This is a genomic window from Pseudonocardia charpentierae (assembly GCF_031845345.1).
Classification (GTDB): Bacteria; Actinomycetota; Actinomycetes; order Mycobacteriales; family Pseudonocardiaceae; genus Pseudonocardia; species Pseudonocardia charpentierae.
The window spans coordinates 186,856-201,847 of the sequence record NZ_JAVREJ010000013.1; the positions used below are offsets into that span (position 1 = coordinate 186,856).

Sequence of the window (14,992 nt, forward strand, 5' to 3'; positions counted from 1 at the left end):
ATGCCGCCGTCACCAATTGGATCGGCGGGGTCTGGCGGTGATCAAGCAGCCGCCCGGCAACGGCGTCATGGTGAAGCTGCTGTCGTCGTAGGGCCATTCCTCTTCGTCGACCGGTTCGCGGTTGATCGCCCGGCGGACCGGCTCGGGCAGCGGCGCGTCGGCCGGGGGAGGCGGGGGTGCTTGCGCGATCCGGCTGCGGACAGCGGTGACGGCGGCGGAGCGCCGGGTCATGGCCGCGCCGCATGCCGTGCAGGACCGGCCGCCGTTGTTGACGGTCTCGCAGACCGCGCACTGCCACAGCGCGTTCACCGTCCACGCTCCTCGAGCTTGCCGATCAGCCTGCCGAGCAACGCGCGGCCACGGCCGGGCGGTGGTGCGTCGGGCGCCGGGCGGACCGCGTCGGCGACAATCCGCAGGCCCTTGCCCCGCAGCGCGGACCCGCGCGGCGTCGAGAGGGCAGGCATGGGGTCTGGCGACGGGGCTGTAGCAGGGGCGGGTGCCGGGGCGGCGACCGGCGGACCGGGAGGTCCCAGCCGCAGGGGGGCGCGCCCGGGGCTCGGGGCCCGGGTCGGGCGGGGGGTGCGGCCGACGGTCGGCGTCCCGCTGCGCAGCCCCATCAACGTCGCGTGAACCTCGGCGACGGTCGGGCGCGCGGCCGGGTCGGCCAGCAGCATCCGCTCCACCAGCGCGACGACCGGCGGCGGGACGTCGCGCGGCGGGAGCCGGAGCACCGCGCCGTTCAGCACGGCGATCGCCGCCTCGTGATGGGCGGGGTCGAAGGCCGGGAGAGCACCGGTCAGATACTCGGCGTAGATCAGGCCGAGCGCGAAGATGTCCGAGGCTTCGGTGAGGACAGCGGCGGGGGCGCTGCCCTGGATGTAGCTGATCAGCTCGGGCGAGTAGTAGTTCATCGTGCCGACGATCTCCTCGGGCGGCGGCGGGCTGCCGACGATGTAGGAGCTGTCGAAGTCGATGAGCTTGGTCGTGTACCCCAGCTCGGTGCGTTTGATCATGACGTTGCTGGGCTTGAGGTCGCTGTGCACGATGTGGAGATCGTGGAGGATCTTGAGGCTGTGCGCGACGGTCTTGAGCAGCACCAGCTGCGCGGGGAAACCCAACGCCGCCACGTCGCCCGGCTCCAGCCCGGCGACGTCCACCTTCTCGGTCACCTTGTAGTACTTCGCGCCCTCCCGGAAGAAGTCCAGGGTGGCGATCAGGTTGCCGCCGTAGCTGGTCAGCGGGGCCATCGCCGCCTGGATACCACGGTGGTGCGCCTCGAAGGCGGCGCAGCGGACGCGTTTGCGGGCCTTGGTCTTGGCGCTGCCGGGAGCGGCGTCGTCGGGGTAGGTGGGGGCGAGGAACCGCTTGATGAAATAGACCCGGCCGTTGCGTTCGGCGAAGCTCCACTCGCTGAGTCCGGCACCGACCACCCGGAAGTCCTCCAGCAGCCGATAGCCGTGCAGCATGTCCCCGGCCCTCACGGCGTCCCCTCTGTCGTCCTCGCTCCGAGATACCGCTCGTAGTCCGGCTTGTATGCCGCCCACAGCCGCGCCTGGCGCTCCCGCCGGGTCGCGCGCAGCTCCTCGAGTTTCCGTTCATGCTCGCGCAGGTCAACGTCCAGGTCGTCCAGCGGCGTGACCCAGCGCTGCTCGAGTTCGGCGGTGCGCCGCGCGAACAGCTGCCGGAAGGTGTCGTGGTCTGCACCGATGCCCAGCACGGCCATCGCTGCGTCGTCGCCGGTGACCGCGCCGATCGCCGCCTGCACCGCGGCCGACCAGCCCTCGGTGTCCGGGGCGTCCCGCAGCGCCGCGAGCACCAGGTGCTCGAAGTGCATCGGCGAGGGCAGGTACCCGAAGCACCCGTCCGTGGCGGCGATCACGAGGAACGGCGCGGTCAGCTCGACCTTGCGGTGATGGACGACGAAGTCCGTGTCGGCGGACATCGCGTTGCTCACCACCGAGTCCTCGCGGAGGTTGGCCATCGCGTCCCCACGGTCGCGGATGTCGTCCGTGGTCAACTGCCGGGCACCGGCGTCGGGCTCGAAGACATATGCGCGGGAGTCACCGGCCCAGAACAGGTGACAGGACCACCGGTCGCCGTCCGGTTCACGACGTTGCAGGGCGACCGTCGCCATGGTGGTCGGCAGGGCTCGCAGCAGCCGCGAGCGCAGACCGCTCGCGGGTGCCTTGAGTTCCACCAGCCGCTCCTGGAGCGCCGCTCGCACCGACCGCTGCAGGTCCGCGGCCGCGGTCGGTCCGTCCAGGTTCCAGTCCGGGTCGAGCAGCGCCACCATCCGCTGCTCGACGACGTCGCGGGCCACCCGGGACGCGAGGTACGCGCCGGTGCGCGGTCCGTCCGGGGTCTCGTACACCGTGCCGCCCGCACCCCCCATGCCATCGAACACGGCGACGAGCCCGAGCTCGCGACCGTCGCGCCGGATCGGGTCCGAGTCCTCGCCCTGTCCGGGGATCTTCCCCAGGTTGAACCCGAAGGACAGGGCCGGTCCGCCGGTGGCGGGCAGGTCGGCCGCCGGCGCCGGACGCTCCTGCTGCGGCTCGCCGAGCGCCGGATCTGCCGTGTCGCCAGGCTCGGTGTCGGCGGACTCGGGGCCACCGGGCTCGACGTCGACCGAGGCCGCCCCCGAGGCGGCCACAGGGTCAGGGGCGGGCGCCTCGTCGACGGACTCGGACTCGGACTCGGACTCGGAAAGCGGGGTGCCGTCGTTCACACCGAGTTACCGATGGAATCCACGATCGTCCCGTAGTCCACCTCCGACAGGCCACCCCCGGCCTGCGACGGGTGGTGCACCACGTTCTCCCACACGCCGGAGATGTCGCTCCAGCCGGGGCCGTCGGGGGCGAACAGGATCAGCCGCTTGCTGCTGGAGCCGAGGGGGCCCTGCGCGTCCTCCCACAGATCGGTCAGCGCGCTGAAGTCGGCAGGTACCCGTCCGCGCAGCTCCGCGGGGAGGGTCGTCGGGTCGAGCGGGTGGGCGGGCTGATCCGTCCACACCACCACGACCTGCCTGCGCCGGTCGCCGCGGTTGGTCCACGGCGAGTTCACCGCGAGCGCGACCGCCTCCAGGCCCGACTCCGGCGCGTCGCCCCCGCCCTGCGCGATCAGCCCGTTGACGAAGTCGCTGAACCCGCCCTGCTCGGCGGGGAGCCGGAAGAACGGCGACTCCTGCAGCGCCGCTTCCCCGTCGGCGACGAAGTCGCGGAACGCGATGACGCGCACCCGCAGCTCGTCGACGTTCTTGCCCTTGGCGGTGAGGTTGTGCTGCACGTCGTCATAGAAGCGCAGTGCGTTCGCCTTCACGGCGTCGAGGATGGGGGTCATGCTGCCGGTGACGTCGATGCAGAACACGATGTCGACGGCGTAGCTCAATCCACGTGGCGCCGGTGGCGGCGCGGCCAGGCTCGACTGCTCGGCGACGGGCGCCGGAGCGGCCACCGCAGACTCGCCGGCTGCGGAGTCCCCCTCCGCGGAGACCGGCGAACCCACCTCCGCAGCGGACGCCGTCGGAACCGCTGGAGCGGCCACGTCAGGTAGTGCGGTCCCCGAAGCAGGGCCTGACTCGTCCGGCATTCTTCCTCCAACGTGGGTGTTAGGACGCGGCGACGGGCACGCTATTGCCGCGTCCGGGAGCTACCCCTCCCCGATCGAGCTAACCCGCCTTCCTATCGAGGTCTGACGTCGACAGCGGAACGCTCCGGTCGCCGAACCACGTCACCACGATTGACTCGACCAACGGGCCGTCTCCCGCTCAGAGGAACCGGTTCCGGCGCTTACCCCGGCATGTCGGCGTGCTGGCCCACCGTCTGGCGTGGCTCTCGTTCTGCCGGGCTTCGGCCCGGGCCGAAGAAGGTATGCACAGGAAGGCACGGGGTATCCGTACTAGGGCGGCTCGTGACGCGATCCGCGCCAAGCCGAGATCGGCCTCCGGACCCGGGCCATCAGCATCAACTGCCCCCGCAGCCGCGCTGTGGTCCGAGACCGAGGAGATCGCTTCACCCCATGTCCACACCAACCGCGGCGGCGTCCGCCAAGAAGAAGGCGCCCGCGCAGCCCATTCTCGACGGGAAACAACCTGAGTTCCTGATCGTGCACGCCTTCGTGCTGCTCCCGATGCTGGCGCTCATCGCCGCCGTGCCCTTGGCCTGGAGGTGGGGCCTGAGTTGGCTCGATGTCGGGCTCGCCGTCGGCCTCTACTTCCTGTCCGGCTTCAGTATCGCCGCCGGCTTTCACTGCTGCTTCACCCATCGGGCGTTCAAGGCCAACTGGGGCCTGCGCAACGCCCTGGCGATCGCCGGAGGCCTGGCCCTGCAGGTGACCCGGTGACCGCGGCCCGGGCCGCCGACTCGCTGCCGTTCGACCGGGTGGTCGTGATCTTCAATCCGCACAGCACCGGGAAGGCGCCGCAGATGGCGGAACAGCTGCGCGCGGAACTGGCCCGACGCCTGCCCCCCGTCCCGGTGCAGCTGTGCCCGACCGAACGGGCAGGGCACGGGCGGGAACTGGCCAGAGACGCGGCGGGCGCGGGACGTCCGCTCGTGGTGTCGGTGAGTGGGGACGGCGGCTACAACGAGGTCGTCGACGGGGTCATGCAGGCCGACAACCCCGACGTGGTGTGTGCGGTGATGGCCGCGGGCAACGCCAACGACCACCGGCGGACCACCCGCGAGCAGCCGCTCGCTGACGCCATCGTGACCGGCGACGTCCGCCGCATCGACCTGCTCCGTCTCACCAGGGGCACCGGTGCCGATGCCCGCACCCAGTACGCACACTCCTACATCGGCATGGGGTTGACCCCCATCGTCGCGATCGACCTCGAAAAAGGCGGCAAGGGCTCATTACGGGAGATTGTGTCAGTCGTGCGGACCTTCGCCCGGTTCCGGCCGTTCACCATCGAACTCGACGACGGACGACAGCACCGATTTGACAGCCTGCTGTTCGCCAACATCGCGCAGATGGCAAAGTACGCGACACTCAGCGAGACCCGTCAGCCCGACGACGGCCGCTTCGAGATCGTCACCCTGCCGCACACCTCCAAATGGCGAATTCTCGCCATGGCCATCCGAGCGGCGACCCGCGGTCTGGGCCCGCAGCCGACCGCCACCCGGTACGACTTCGTCACCCTGAAGCCGACACCGCTGCAGCTCGACGGCGAGCTGCTCACCCTCGACGCCGGCACCTCAGTGCATGTCGCGATCGCGCCAGCAGCACTGGCGACCATCGGCTGACGGCCCCGCGCCGGTTCTCATACCGTCACACCCTGTAGGAGAAACATGACCACCTCATCCTCCGCCACCGGCAGCTCGCCAAGTCAGAAGCCACAGCAGGCGGCGCCAGCCAGGGCTCGGCTGGCCTACGACCGCACCGGACGCGGCGAGCCGCTGGTCTTGTTGCACGGCCAGGGCTTCTCCCGGCGGTGCTGGGACCCGATCGTCGACGCTCTGGCCGTGGACCGAGACGTGATCGCAGTCGACCTGCCCGGCCACGGCGACTCACCCCGCCAACCCAAGGGCACCGGAAGCGCCCCGCACGACCTGGCCGTCGCCGTCAGCGAGCTGCTCGACGAGCTCAACCTGCCGACCGTGCACGTCGCGGGCAACAGCAGCGGCGGCTGGGTGGCACTCGAGCTGGGCCGGCTGCAACGCGCCCGGACCGTCACCGCCCTGGACCCAGCCGGACTGTGGCGCAAGTCCGCGCCACGGCACATCAGGGTGGCCATGCGGCAGGTCCGACTCACCGCGAAGATCACCCGGCGCGTGGCCCCGAACGCCCCACGCACCCGGCTGTCCCGGGGGCTCGCGTTCATGCAGGCCTCCGGGCACCCGTTCAGCCTGCCCTACGAGCCGGTCAAGACGGCAGTCCACGACATGGCCGCCGCGCCCGGCTTCCGGGAGACCCTGCGCGCCCTCGAGAAGCGACAGTTCGAGGACGGCGCCGCGATCACCGTGCCCGTGACCGTCGCCTTCGGCTCACGTGACCGGGTACTACTGCCCGGCGTCGCCCGCCGCCGCGACCAGCTGCCCGACCAGACACGCTGGGTCACTCTCACCGGCTGCGGGCACGTCCCCATGTTCGACGACCCCGCAGCCACCGCCGACCTACTGTTGCATGCCAGCAACCCCGCCACCGCCAGCACGCTCGGCGAACCCGTCCGGTAACCGGCAGGTCAGCACCAGTGCATCACAGGCTCATCGAACCCCAGGTAGTGGATCGTCCAGACCGTCCCTCCTGATGCACTGGCTGAAGTCACTATCGCTGCGAGTCAGGAGAAATCTCCGGGCGCGGCCTGCCGGCCGACCCGCGTACACGAAGCAGAAGATCGGCGTCTACCAGAGCGAATGTGCACACCTGTCGAACCGCGCCGCTCATGAGACCGCGGCCGGAGGCTTACCGACAGCCGACTAGCCGGTTCTCCCCCACCATGACCGCCGCCCGCAACATGGTCTTCCCCACACTCTGAAGACGGCCGAGTGGCGAGGCGACGACGGCCACATCGTAGTCCGGGGCGACGCTGGCTTCTGGCGGCCCGCTCATCGCAACTCGACTCGATCGAAGAGTTCCGCCTCGACTTGCACCCCTATGTTGCTGGCGGGGCACCCGACTGTTCGACGACCTGCTGGGCGCTACAGCCGTTCGGGGGTGGCAACCTCACGAAACCACTTTCATCGGCCGATCTTTGACCTCGACAGGCACGGTGCGGGTCGAAGCCCTTCCCTGCGCGAAAGCCACCAGTTCACCGATAAGTGACGCACAGCTCGTCGCGACCACGATCGCATCCACAAAATCTTCACGAATCGTCGACTTCGACCTGGAACCGCGTTTGGGTGACCCTCAGCGCTTTTGCCCCTGCTGAGGTCTGGCTGCCTTCCGTGGGGGAACCCCACAGCATCGGCGCCGACCACACGGGTGGGCGCAAGGACGGGGTGCAGTGTGATCAACGTTGAGCACGGCGCACGGGTCGTCAGCTTCTGGGACGACCCGAGCGCTGCGGCCGCGACCGCGATCCGGCGCACTCTGCGGGCGGTGTTCGCCCGATGGCACCTGGACGACGAGACCGCGGCCGATGCGCTGATCGTGGTCGAGGAGATGGTCGCCAACGTCGTCGACCACGCTCGTACGCCGTTCCGGCTGGTGGTCCGTCTCGACGGGGCCGTGCTGCACATTGCTGTCCACGACCACTGCCCGCAGCCGCTACGGATTCAGACACTTGACCCCGAACGGCTCCGCGGCCGCGGTCTGCTCATGATCGCGGCAATTGCCACTCAATGGGGCTCGATCAGCGACGACACCGGCAAGACGGTCTGGGCCGACCTTCCGGCCTGACCTCACATCCGCCGCCTGCCCAGGCCCCTGCTCATCCGCTTATTGAGCTGTCGTCGGCGGCGAAGCGGAGCACTGCCCAGGACATTAGACGGACGGGCGCCTCCGGTGTGGGAGGCGCCCGTGGTGGCCTGTGCGGCCCTACCCCGATTTACAGGGCAGGGATCGGTCAGTTGTTGTCGCGCCGCTGGGCAGCGGCCATGTTCGCCCACGTCTTGCGCTGGAGCGCGAACACGTTGTTTGCGAACGTCGCCCACAGCTGGATCGGGTTGACCACGCCGGCGGCAGTGGGCTGCGAGACGCGGGGTGCCGACGGTGCGGTCCACTCCGACTGCGGCACGGCCCGGGGTGCCGCGGGTGCGGTCCACTCGGCCACCGGACGGATCGGGGTCGCGGGCTCGGGTGCCCAGCCCTCGCGGCCCTGCGGGCCGGGGATGCCCTGCGGGCCCGGGATTCCGGGAGGACCCGCGGGCCCTGCCGGTCCGGCCGGGCCCTGCTCGCCGCGGGGGCCCTGCTCACCGGGCAGACCCGGCAGGCCGTCGGCACCGCGCGGACCCTGCTCGCCGCGCTCACCGGTCGGACCCTGCTCGCCCACCGGACCCTGATCACCGGTCGGGCCGACCTCGCCTCGGGGGCCCTGCTCACTGATCGGGCCCGGCAGGCCCATCGGACCGACGAGCCCCTGCTCGCCGCTCAGACCAGTCAGTCCCTGCTCGCCACGCTCGCCGGGCAGGCCCTTCTCGCCGGGCGCACCCTTGAGGCCCTGCTCGCCACGCTCGCCGGGCGCACCCTTGAGGCCCTGCTCGCCGGGCAGACCCTTGAGGCCCTGCTCGCCGCGCTCACCGGTGTCGCCGGTCAGGCCCTTCTCGCCGGGCTGACCCTTGAGGCCCTGCTCACCGGTCAGGCCCTTGTCCCCGGGCTGGCCCTTGTCTCCGGACTCGCCCTTCTCACCGCTGGGGCCGGGCTTGCCGGAGACACCCGGCTTGCCAGGCAGGCCCTGCTCGCCCCGCGGGCCCGCCTCCGCGACAACTGCGGCCACGGTCACAGTCGCGTCGGCGTCGGCGTCGATCTCTTTGTAGACTGCGGCGTTGTCTGTCGTGTCTACCATTTTGTGCTCCGTATCAAAGAATCGGTACCGGCCGTGAGCCGGCAGTGCGCCAGATCAGGCCGTCGCAGATCAGGCGTCGCAGATCAGGCGTCGCGGTGTGCGCGGACGCCGGCCTTGGCCAGTCCGCGGCTGACCATGTAGCCGATCGCGAGCAGCGTGACGTAGAACCAGGCCTTGTCGGCGAGGAAGACATCACCGCGGCCATCTGAGTCACCGACCAGCGCGGACGCGGCGAGCACACCGACGACGGCAACGAGGAAGACGACGAACTCGGTCGTCTTGACCAGGGCTTCCGCAGCCGCGGCCTCGCCCTGATACACCTCCTCGTCCCCGACGTCCACATCGGCCCGAACCACACCGGAACCGCAATTCACCTACGCATGTGGATACCGACCAACGGCCTCGCGTAGCGGAAGGGGTCGTACGGAGAAGTCCGAGCTGGGAGCCGTACACCACCGCCCCACGCCCGGCCCAGCACGGTGCAGTGGTGCCCACCCTGCCCGTCGCTCCCCCTGTTCCTGCTCAGACGATCGGAGCGAGAACCCCTGCACCGACGACGTCGTGATGATCGACGAGCCCTCGGACATGTGCGGGATAGCGGCCTTGGTCAGCCAGAACAGCGCATAGACGTTCGTCTTCATCACGCGGTCGAACTGTTCGCTGGTGGTGTCGGCGATCGCGCCGTTCTGCGCCATCTGGAACGCGGCGTTGCTGACGAGCACGTCGATCCGGCCGAACTCCCGCACCGCCGCGTCGACCACGCGCTGGCACACGGCCTCGTCGCGGAGATCGCCGGGAACCGTCACGGCCTTTAGGCCCGCGTCCTCGATCAGGCGTACGGTTTCCTGGGGCGTCGTTCTCCTCCGACTCCAGGTACGAGATGAGCACGTCTGCGCCCTCGCGCGCGAACGCCAGTGCCACCGCTCGCCGAGACCTGACGCACGGTTCGGCCGGTGCGCGGGTCCTGAGCGCGACCGGCCGTCGATCCGGGTTGAACTTCGGCCCCAGCGCAAACGCTCTCGGTGTCGGGCCGTACCCGCGTTGCACATGCCGATGGGCGCCTCCCGTGTGGGAGGCGCCCGTGGTGGCCTGTGTGGCCCTACCCCGGATCACGGGGCAGTAGAGCGGTCAGTTGTTGTCGGACCGCTGGGCCCCGGCGATGTTCGCCCAGGCCTTGCGCTGCAGCGCGAACAGGTTGCCCGTCAGCTCTGCCCAGGCCTGAACCGGGTTGACCACGCCAGCCTTCGCAGGCTCCGCAGTAACGCGCGGTGCCGAAGGTGCAGAAGGCGTGGTGGGTGCGGTCCACTCGGCCACCGGGCGGATCGGGGTCGCGGGCTCGGGTGCCCAACCCTCGCGGCCCTGCGGCCCGGGGATGCCCTGAGGTCCCGGGATTCCGGGAGGACCCGCGGGACCGGCCGGACCCACCGGGCCCTGCTCCCCGCGGGGGCCCTGCTCCCCCGGCGCGCCCGGCAGACCGTCCGCTCCGCGCGGGCCCTGCTCACCACGCTCTCCGATCGGACCCTGCTCACCGACGGGACCCTTGTCACCGGTCGGGCCGACCTCACCGCGGGGGCCCTGCTCACCGATCGGGCCCTGCAAGCCCATCGGCCCCATCGGGCCCATCGGGCCGGCCGGGCCGACCGGTCCCTGCTCGCCGGGCAGACCCGGCAGGCCCATCGGGCCGACGGGACCCTGCTCACCGGTCAGACCGGTCAGGCCCTGCTCGCCACGCTCGCCACGCTCGCCGTGCTCGCCCTTCTCACCGGGCGCACCCGTGAGGCCCTGCTCGCCGCGCTCGCCGGGCAGACCCTTGAGGCCCTGCTCGCCGGGCAGACCCTTGAGGCCCTGCTCGCCGCGCTCACCGCGCTCACCGGTCAGGCCCTTCGCACCGGGCTGACCCTTGAGGCCCTGCTCACCGGGCTGGCCCTTGTCTCCGGGCTGGCCCTTGTCACCGGTGGGTCCGGGCTTGCCGGTGACACCGGGCTTGCCGGGCAGACCCTGCTCGCCGCGCGGACCCTGCTCGGCCACCACCGCGGCCACAGTCACCGTGGCGTCAGTGGTGTCGGCGTCGGCGTCGAATGCGCCGTTCTCCGTGTTCTCTGCCATGTTGAACTCCGTATCAAAGAATGCGGTACCGGCCGTCAGCCGGCAGTGCCGCACAATGCGGCCTGACGTGCCCCACGGGTCGCGACCGCGTCAGCGGTGGCGGTGTGGGCCGTGCTCAGCTCAGGCGCGGATCAGGCGTCGCGGTGCCCGCGGACGCCGGCCTTGGCCAGCCCGCGGCTGACCATGTAGCCGATCGCCAGCAGCGTGACGTAGAACCAGGCCTTATCGGCCAGGAAGACATCACCGCGGCCGTCGGAGTCGCCCACCAGGCCGGAGGCGACGAGCACACCGACGACGGCGACCAGGAACACGACGAACTCGGTCGTCTTGAACGCGGCCTTCGTCTCGGCGAAACGATCCACGGAGGCGCCGACGACGGTGCCGTCCTGAGCCTCGTTGCGGAGGACGTGGTTCGGGGTGTTGACAGACAAGAAACTGACTCCATGATCGATTGCACCCGACGCGCAGTCTCGGTTTTAGACCGCAGAATCGTTCGGGCAACAAAACGACACTAGGCGCCTCCCCGGCCCGCTGCCGCTTTGGAGACCCATGTCCCAGACTGTTTAGAGCAGCTGACGTGACCCGGCCAACAGCCGGATTACGGAATGCGCGAAGATCAGCCGAGCCGACACGACCAAAACCCTCAAACATGACTTGCGATACAGATCAGATTACACGAGCACAGTCGTGACCTGGCGTCGTAAACGAGCCAGGTGCGGCGGACCGCGCACCCCGGACCCTCCGTTGGAGATGCGCGTTGCAGTCGACCCGTTTCGGCTCGCCCCGAGGCGCAGCAGTTCACCGCGACAGACAGTTTCCGGCCTGTGATCAGCTCCGTCCGGATCTCGCATAGCGGCGACAAGTCGTCTGGGCAGCAATCCGCCTGGACTCCGAGAACGACCGGACGGTGATCAGCACTCTTGTTCCGGCGTTCTCACGTCCAGCACGCGACGGTGGGGAGCGAGGGCAGGCGGAGTCGGCTTCGCGTCACCTGTCCGAGCGGGCTCGGGGATCGCGCATCCGCGGAACGGCGACCGAGAATCGGCGGGGCGCGACCGGCTGGTTGTGGCGTCCCAGCGGAGATGCCTCGGAGTCCCATGGTCGGAGCCCCGGGTTTGGCCTCGAATCCGAGTACGCGGCGCGGCGCGGCGCCCCGGCCCCTGGCCCCCGTCACCACTGACTTGATGGTGGCGTGCCGGGCCTCTCCCCCCCGTACCGGCCCCATCGCAAGGTAGACGGGCAAACGGCGATGACCAACAACAACTGTGCCCGCCGCCGCAACACGCCGTCGTCGAGGTTTGAGCCACTGGAGGTCGACGTCGTGCGCGACGACCCGGACGAGACGGTGATTTCTGATCCGGGGAACTGGACCGGCCGGGTGCCGCAGCTGGCCCGGATGTTTACGGGAAGTCGTGGACAAAGGTGACTCGGGCCCGACGGTCGTGCTGGACCTGGTCGGTAGGGGCTTCATCGACCTCGGCGGTATGCGCCTGCAAATCCAGCCGCCGGCTGGGCGGCCGCTCGAGACATAGCACTTCACCCGCCGGCTGCAGCGCCTCGTTTCTCCGGCTGCTCCGTCTCACCGATCTGTTCGACGACGTCGATTCGGTCGTGTCCGGACAGACCGCAGTCCCGGACGCCCGCACGGATGGGGCGGTAAGAGTGCTAACCAGTGCGTTGCAGGCATCTCGCCGCAGCTGAATCCACCGGCGCGTCGGCCATCAACTGGCGGCGCAGCCAGCCCAGAGTTCGCGTCAGCATCCGCGACACATGCATCTGGGAGATCCCCACCTGTGCCCCGATCTCCGACTGGGTCAGACCGTCGAAGAACCGCAGCACGAGAATCCGCCGTTCCCGCTCCGACAGTGCCGCCAGGAGTGGGGCCAGCGCCTGGCGGTACTCGACGAGATCGAACTCCCCCTCGTGCAGCCCCAGTGCACTACCGAACCGGAGCCGACCGCTCCACCCCTCCGCGTCCCGATCCGGTTCGTCGAGAGAACCGGGGCGCCCTACACCCTGGGCCGCCAACCCCTCGATGACGACCTCGAGATCCACGCCCAGCAACTCGGCGATCTCACTCGGCCGGGCCGAACGACGATTGCGCTGTTCCAACTCCGCCCCGGCCTGGTAGATCCGCGCCTGCAGCGCCCGCAACCTGCGTGGAACCCGGATCGCATGGGCCCGGTCCCGGAAGTGCCGCTGCACCTCCCCGCTGATGGTGGGCACCGCGAAGGACAGGAAGTCGAACCCGAGCCCGGGGTGGAACCGGTCCACCGCCAGCACCAAGCCCACCGACGCCACCTGTTCGATGTCGTCGGGGTTCTCCCCTCGGTTGCGGAACCTGCGGGCGATGTTGCGGGCCACCGGTAGATAGCCGGCGATCAGCTCGGCCCGCAACCGCTCACGGTCCACGTGACCTTCGGGCAGCGCCGCGCGCCGTGCGTGCAGCGGAGCCAGGTGGTCGTACTCGGATCGGCGCTCCGCCTGATCCGCAGCACCCGTCGCTGTCCGGTCGGAGGCGGGACCGGCGCGGTCCCCACAATGAATACGCATCAGCCGTCGGTCTCTCCGGTTTGTCGTGAACGAACTGGAGGCGACCGAGGTCTGGGGACGCTGTCTCAAGGGAGCCCGTTCCCGTCGTGGCTGAAACCCGGTGGCTGATCCCAACCCTGGCCACCTGCCTTGCGCGGGACACCCCCCACCCGCAAGATCACCAGCTCGGGCGGGCGGCGGCGGAGCCCACCACGGCTGGACACAGATCGGGTTGCCGGGCCGGGGTCTGGGGCGCCGTGCATTCCGGAGTCGCGGCGAGTGGTCGGCCGCCTGCTGGCCGCGATGAAGCTCGGCGGTCGTCATCCCCGCCACCACCCAGCTGCGGGCCGCGGACCTGCGCGACCGGCTGGACCGCGGCGGCGCCCGGCACGTCGTCGCCGCGGCGTCGGCCACCGACGCCTTCGCGGAGCTGCCGGGCGACTACACCCGTATCGCGGTCGGCGGGCCTCCGGCAGGTGTCGCCGCGCCGAGGGTCGTCGCGAGGGTGGCGGTGACGCGTTCACCGGACCACGGCGTCCCGCACGAGGCCGACGACGGGGTCGACGAGTAGGACGACCGCGAGGCCGGGCTTGGCCCGCCACCCCTGATGGAGCACGTTCAGGCTGAGCAGGACGATCTATTGGAGGTTGGTGTGCCGGGCCTGCAGATGAGGACGGCCGTCGCGGCTCCGGACGCAGTGGCAGCCCGCTCCGCCTAGTTGGCGTGGGCGTACCGGCCGATCGGCCGGTTACAGCCCTTTGCGGACGGGCCTACCTACGATGCGATGGTCAAGGAGCTGCACACAGGACGGCGGTTGCCCTCGCGCTCATGACCTGCCTCGGCATCAAACTCACCGACCCGACCCGACCCGACCCGACCCACGCCGCCTGCTGAGCACGAACGTCCGGATCAGCGAGCCAGCCTGCCAAATCTCCAGCTCATACGCGGTTGCCCGGCCGACGTCCCCGCCTGACCGGTCAATCGAGCTGAGGAGCACTTCTGCAAGGTCATCGGCATCGTCTGGATCGGCGTCCGTCGAGAACCTGCTTACGACCTCGCCATGGTGTCGCAGAACGAAGTCGAGAAGCCGTACGTCTCCGCTCGTTATCGCAGAGGCCGGGCGGGCCTCCGGTTGGACCGACGCGGGGATCGTCTAACGCGTATCACGGCACTGACATCGCGGCTCCCGTGACGATGAGCTACTGGGCGCCTGGCGGATTTGGATCGAGTGGCATCGCCCGACCGCCTGACCGACGCGCGGCGTCATGGCGATCACTATGAACTCTGACGGTGCGCGGTGACGGAAGATATGAGGATCCTGTGACTACCCCATTACCGTCTGGCCGAGAGGGTGAGTGCACAACTAAGCTCCGCGTGCCGGGTCGGGCGACCGATCCCCTCCGTCGCCCGGTCTGGCGCTACCTCGGACGCGCCGAGGTCTGAGCGGCCCGGTCCCCGCCGTGGTTCCCCTCCAACCAGCCGAGACCGGGCCGCCGACAAGATAGCTCGTGAGCCGATACATCAGAGGTGACACCCGTCACCGCTGAGCCTGGGCCGGGTTCGCACACGTGCGGGTGTCTCAATTTGTGACGCGACATGTGCCGATCAGGTCTCATGATGGCGTCGGCGCTGGACTGTCCCCTTCGTCCAGCGCCGACACTCTTCGCAGCCTGAGCTTCCCCCCGAACGCCGGACACCTCCGGTGTGGGCTCAGTGATCTTGATCTGAGCCGGTGTAGAGGGTCTCGAAGGTGATCGGGCTACGCATTCCAATGCTGGATTGGCCCCGTGTTCCGCAGGTGATGGGCGGATCTGGACACACGCCGCTGTATCGTCCCAGCTCAGCGTGTGGGGGCAGGTCCGGAACTGGTGAAAGTCCTGGACACACGTTCGATCGATGTTCGGACCCGTG

Annotated in this window: 15 protein-coding genes; 5 read left to right on the top strand and 10 right to left on the bottom strand. The window is 69.8% G+C overall.

Annotated elements, in window-relative coordinates:
- Window positions 1–9: 9 nt before the first annotated feature.
- From RM445_RS19085 to RM445_RS19100, 4 genes are all read right to left on the bottom strand, one after another.
- Entirely contained in the window at window positions 10–309 is a 300-nt protein-coding gene (locus tag RM445_RS19085; RefSeq protein ID WP_311558028.1) for a hypothetical protein, read from the bottom strand.
- Window positions 306–1,481 (bottom strand): protein kinase domain-containing protein, encoded by a 1,176-nt coding sequence (locus RM445_RS19090; protein ID WP_311558029.1) that lies wholly within the window; start codon window positions 1,479–1,481, stop codon window positions 306–308. Before RM445_RS19090 ends, RM445_RS19085 begins: the two co-directional genes overlap by 4 nt.
- Window positions 1,478–2,653, bottom strand: coding sequence for a PP2C family protein-serine/threonine phosphatase (locus RM445_RS19095; protein ID WP_311558030.1), 1,176 nt, complete (start codon window positions 2,651–2,653; stop codon window positions 1,478–1,480). Before RM445_RS19095 ends, RM445_RS19090 begins: the two co-directional genes overlap by 4 nt.
- Before the next feature lie 71 nt (window positions 2,654–2,724).
- Window positions 2,725–3,504 (bottom strand): vWA domain-containing protein, encoded by a 780-nt coding sequence (locus tag RM445_RS19100; RefSeq protein WP_311558031.1) that lies wholly within the window; start codon window positions 3,502–3,504, stop codon window positions 2,725–2,727.
- A gap of 513 nt (window positions 3,505–4,017) precedes the next feature.
- Here RM445_RS19100 and RM445_RS19105 point away from each other — a divergent pair.
- From RM445_RS19105 to RM445_RS19120, 4 genes are all read left to right on the top strand, one after another.
- On the top strand, window positions 4,018–4,341 hold the full coding sequence (locus tag RM445_RS19105) for a hypothetical protein (RefSeq protein WP_311558032.1): 324 nt from the start codon (window positions 4,018–4,020) through the stop codon (window positions 4,339–4,341).
- Window positions 4,338–5,243 carry a diacylglycerol/lipid kinase family protein gene (locus RM445_RS19110; protein ID WP_311558033.1) on the top strand — a complete coding sequence of 302 codons (906 nt, stop codon included), beginning with the start codon at window positions 4,338–4,340 and terminating at the stop codon, window positions 5,241–5,243. The genes RM445_RS19105 and RM445_RS19110 overlap by 4 nt, the downstream gene beginning before the upstream one ends.
- A 45-nt stretch (window positions 5,244–5,288) precedes the next feature.
- Window positions 5,289–6,173 (top strand): alpha/beta fold hydrolase, encoded by an 885-nt coding sequence (locus tag RM445_RS19115; protein ID WP_311558034.1) that lies wholly within the window; start codon window positions 5,289–5,291, stop codon window positions 6,171–6,173.
- A 772-nt stretch (window positions 6,174–6,945) separates the two neighbouring features.
- Window positions 6,946–7,338, top strand: a complete 393-nt coding sequence (locus RM445_RS19120; protein WP_311558035.1) for an ATP-binding protein — start codon at window positions 6,946–6,948, stop codon at window positions 7,336–7,338.
- Between the two features lie 166 nt (window positions 7,339–7,504).
- Here RM445_RS19120 and RM445_RS19125 read toward each other — a convergent pair whose 3' ends face one another.
- The 5 genes from RM445_RS19125 to RM445_RS19145 form a co-directional block, all read right to left on the bottom strand.
- Window positions 7,505–8,443: a collagen-like domain-containing protein gene (locus RM445_RS19125; protein WP_311558036.1), complete on the bottom strand. Its 939-nt coding sequence runs from the start codon at window positions 8,441–8,443 to the stop codon at window positions 7,505–7,507.
- Window positions 8,444–8,526: 83 nt separating this feature from the next.
- Window positions 8,527–8,799, bottom strand: a complete 273-nt coding sequence (locus tag RM445_RS19130) for a hypothetical protein (protein ID WP_311558037.1) — start codon at window positions 8,797–8,799, stop codon at window positions 8,527–8,529.
- A gap of 18 nt (window positions 8,800–8,817) precedes the next feature.
- Window positions 8,818–9,492, bottom strand: coding sequence for an SDR family oxidoreductase (locus RM445_RS19135; RefSeq protein WP_311558038.1), 675 nt, complete (start codon window positions 9,490–9,492; stop codon window positions 8,818–8,820).
- Window positions 9,493–9,571: 79 nt separating this feature from the next.
- A complete protein-coding gene (locus RM445_RS19140; RefSeq protein WP_311558039.1) occupies window positions 9,572–10,549 on the bottom strand; it encodes a collagen-like domain-containing protein in 978 nt (325 codons plus the stop codon).
- Window positions 10,550–10,680: 131 nt separating this feature from the next.
- Window positions 10,681–10,980, bottom strand: coding sequence for a hypothetical protein (locus RM445_RS19145; protein ID WP_311558040.1), 300 nt, complete (start codon window positions 10,978–10,980; stop codon window positions 10,681–10,683).
- A gap of 818 nt (window positions 10,981–11,798) precedes the next feature.
- Here RM445_RS19145 and RM445_RS19150 point away from each other — a divergent pair.
- Window positions 11,799–11,975: a hypothetical protein gene (locus tag RM445_RS19150; RefSeq protein ID WP_311558041.1), complete on the top strand. Its 177-nt coding sequence runs from the start codon at window positions 11,799–11,801 to the stop codon at window positions 11,973–11,975.
- A gap of 239 nt (window positions 11,976–12,214) precedes the next feature.
- Here the strand turns inward: RM445_RS19150 and RM445_RS19155 are convergent, their stop codons facing one another.
- Window positions 12,215–12,961: a sigma-70 family RNA polymerase sigma factor gene (locus RM445_RS19155; RefSeq protein ID WP_311558042.1), complete on the bottom strand. Its 747-nt coding sequence runs from the start codon at window positions 12,959–12,961 to the stop codon at window positions 12,215–12,217.
- Window positions 12,962–14,992: the final 2,031 nt, after the last annotated feature.

What these genes read in the sequence shown, in the direction of transcription:
- RM445_RS19105 (WP_311558032.1), top strand. Translation starts at nt 4,018, where the DNA reads ATGTCCACACCAACCGCGGCGGCGTCCGCCAAGAAGAAGGCGCCCGCG.
- RM445_RS19115 (WP_311558034.1), top strand. Translation starts at nt 5,289, where the DNA reads ATGACCACCTCATCCTCCGCCACCGGCAGCTCGCCAAGTCAGAAGCCA.
- RM445_RS19125 (WP_311558036.1), bottom strand. Translation starts at nt 8,443, where the DNA reads ATGGTAGACACGACAGACAACGCCGCAGTCTACAAAGAGATCGACGCC.
- RM445_RS19135 (WP_311558038.1), bottom strand. Translation starts at nt 9,492, where the DNA reads ATGTGCAACGCGGGTACGGCCCGACACCGAGAGCGTTTGCGCTGGGGC.
- RM445_RS19140 (WP_311558039.1), bottom strand. Translation starts at nt 10,549, where the DNA reads ATGGCAGAGAACACGGAGAACGGCGCATTCGACGCCGACGCCGACACC.
- RM445_RS19150 (WP_311558041.1), top strand. Translation starts at nt 11,799, where the DNA reads ATGACCAACAACAACTGTGCCCGCCGCCGCAACACGCCGTCGTCGAGG.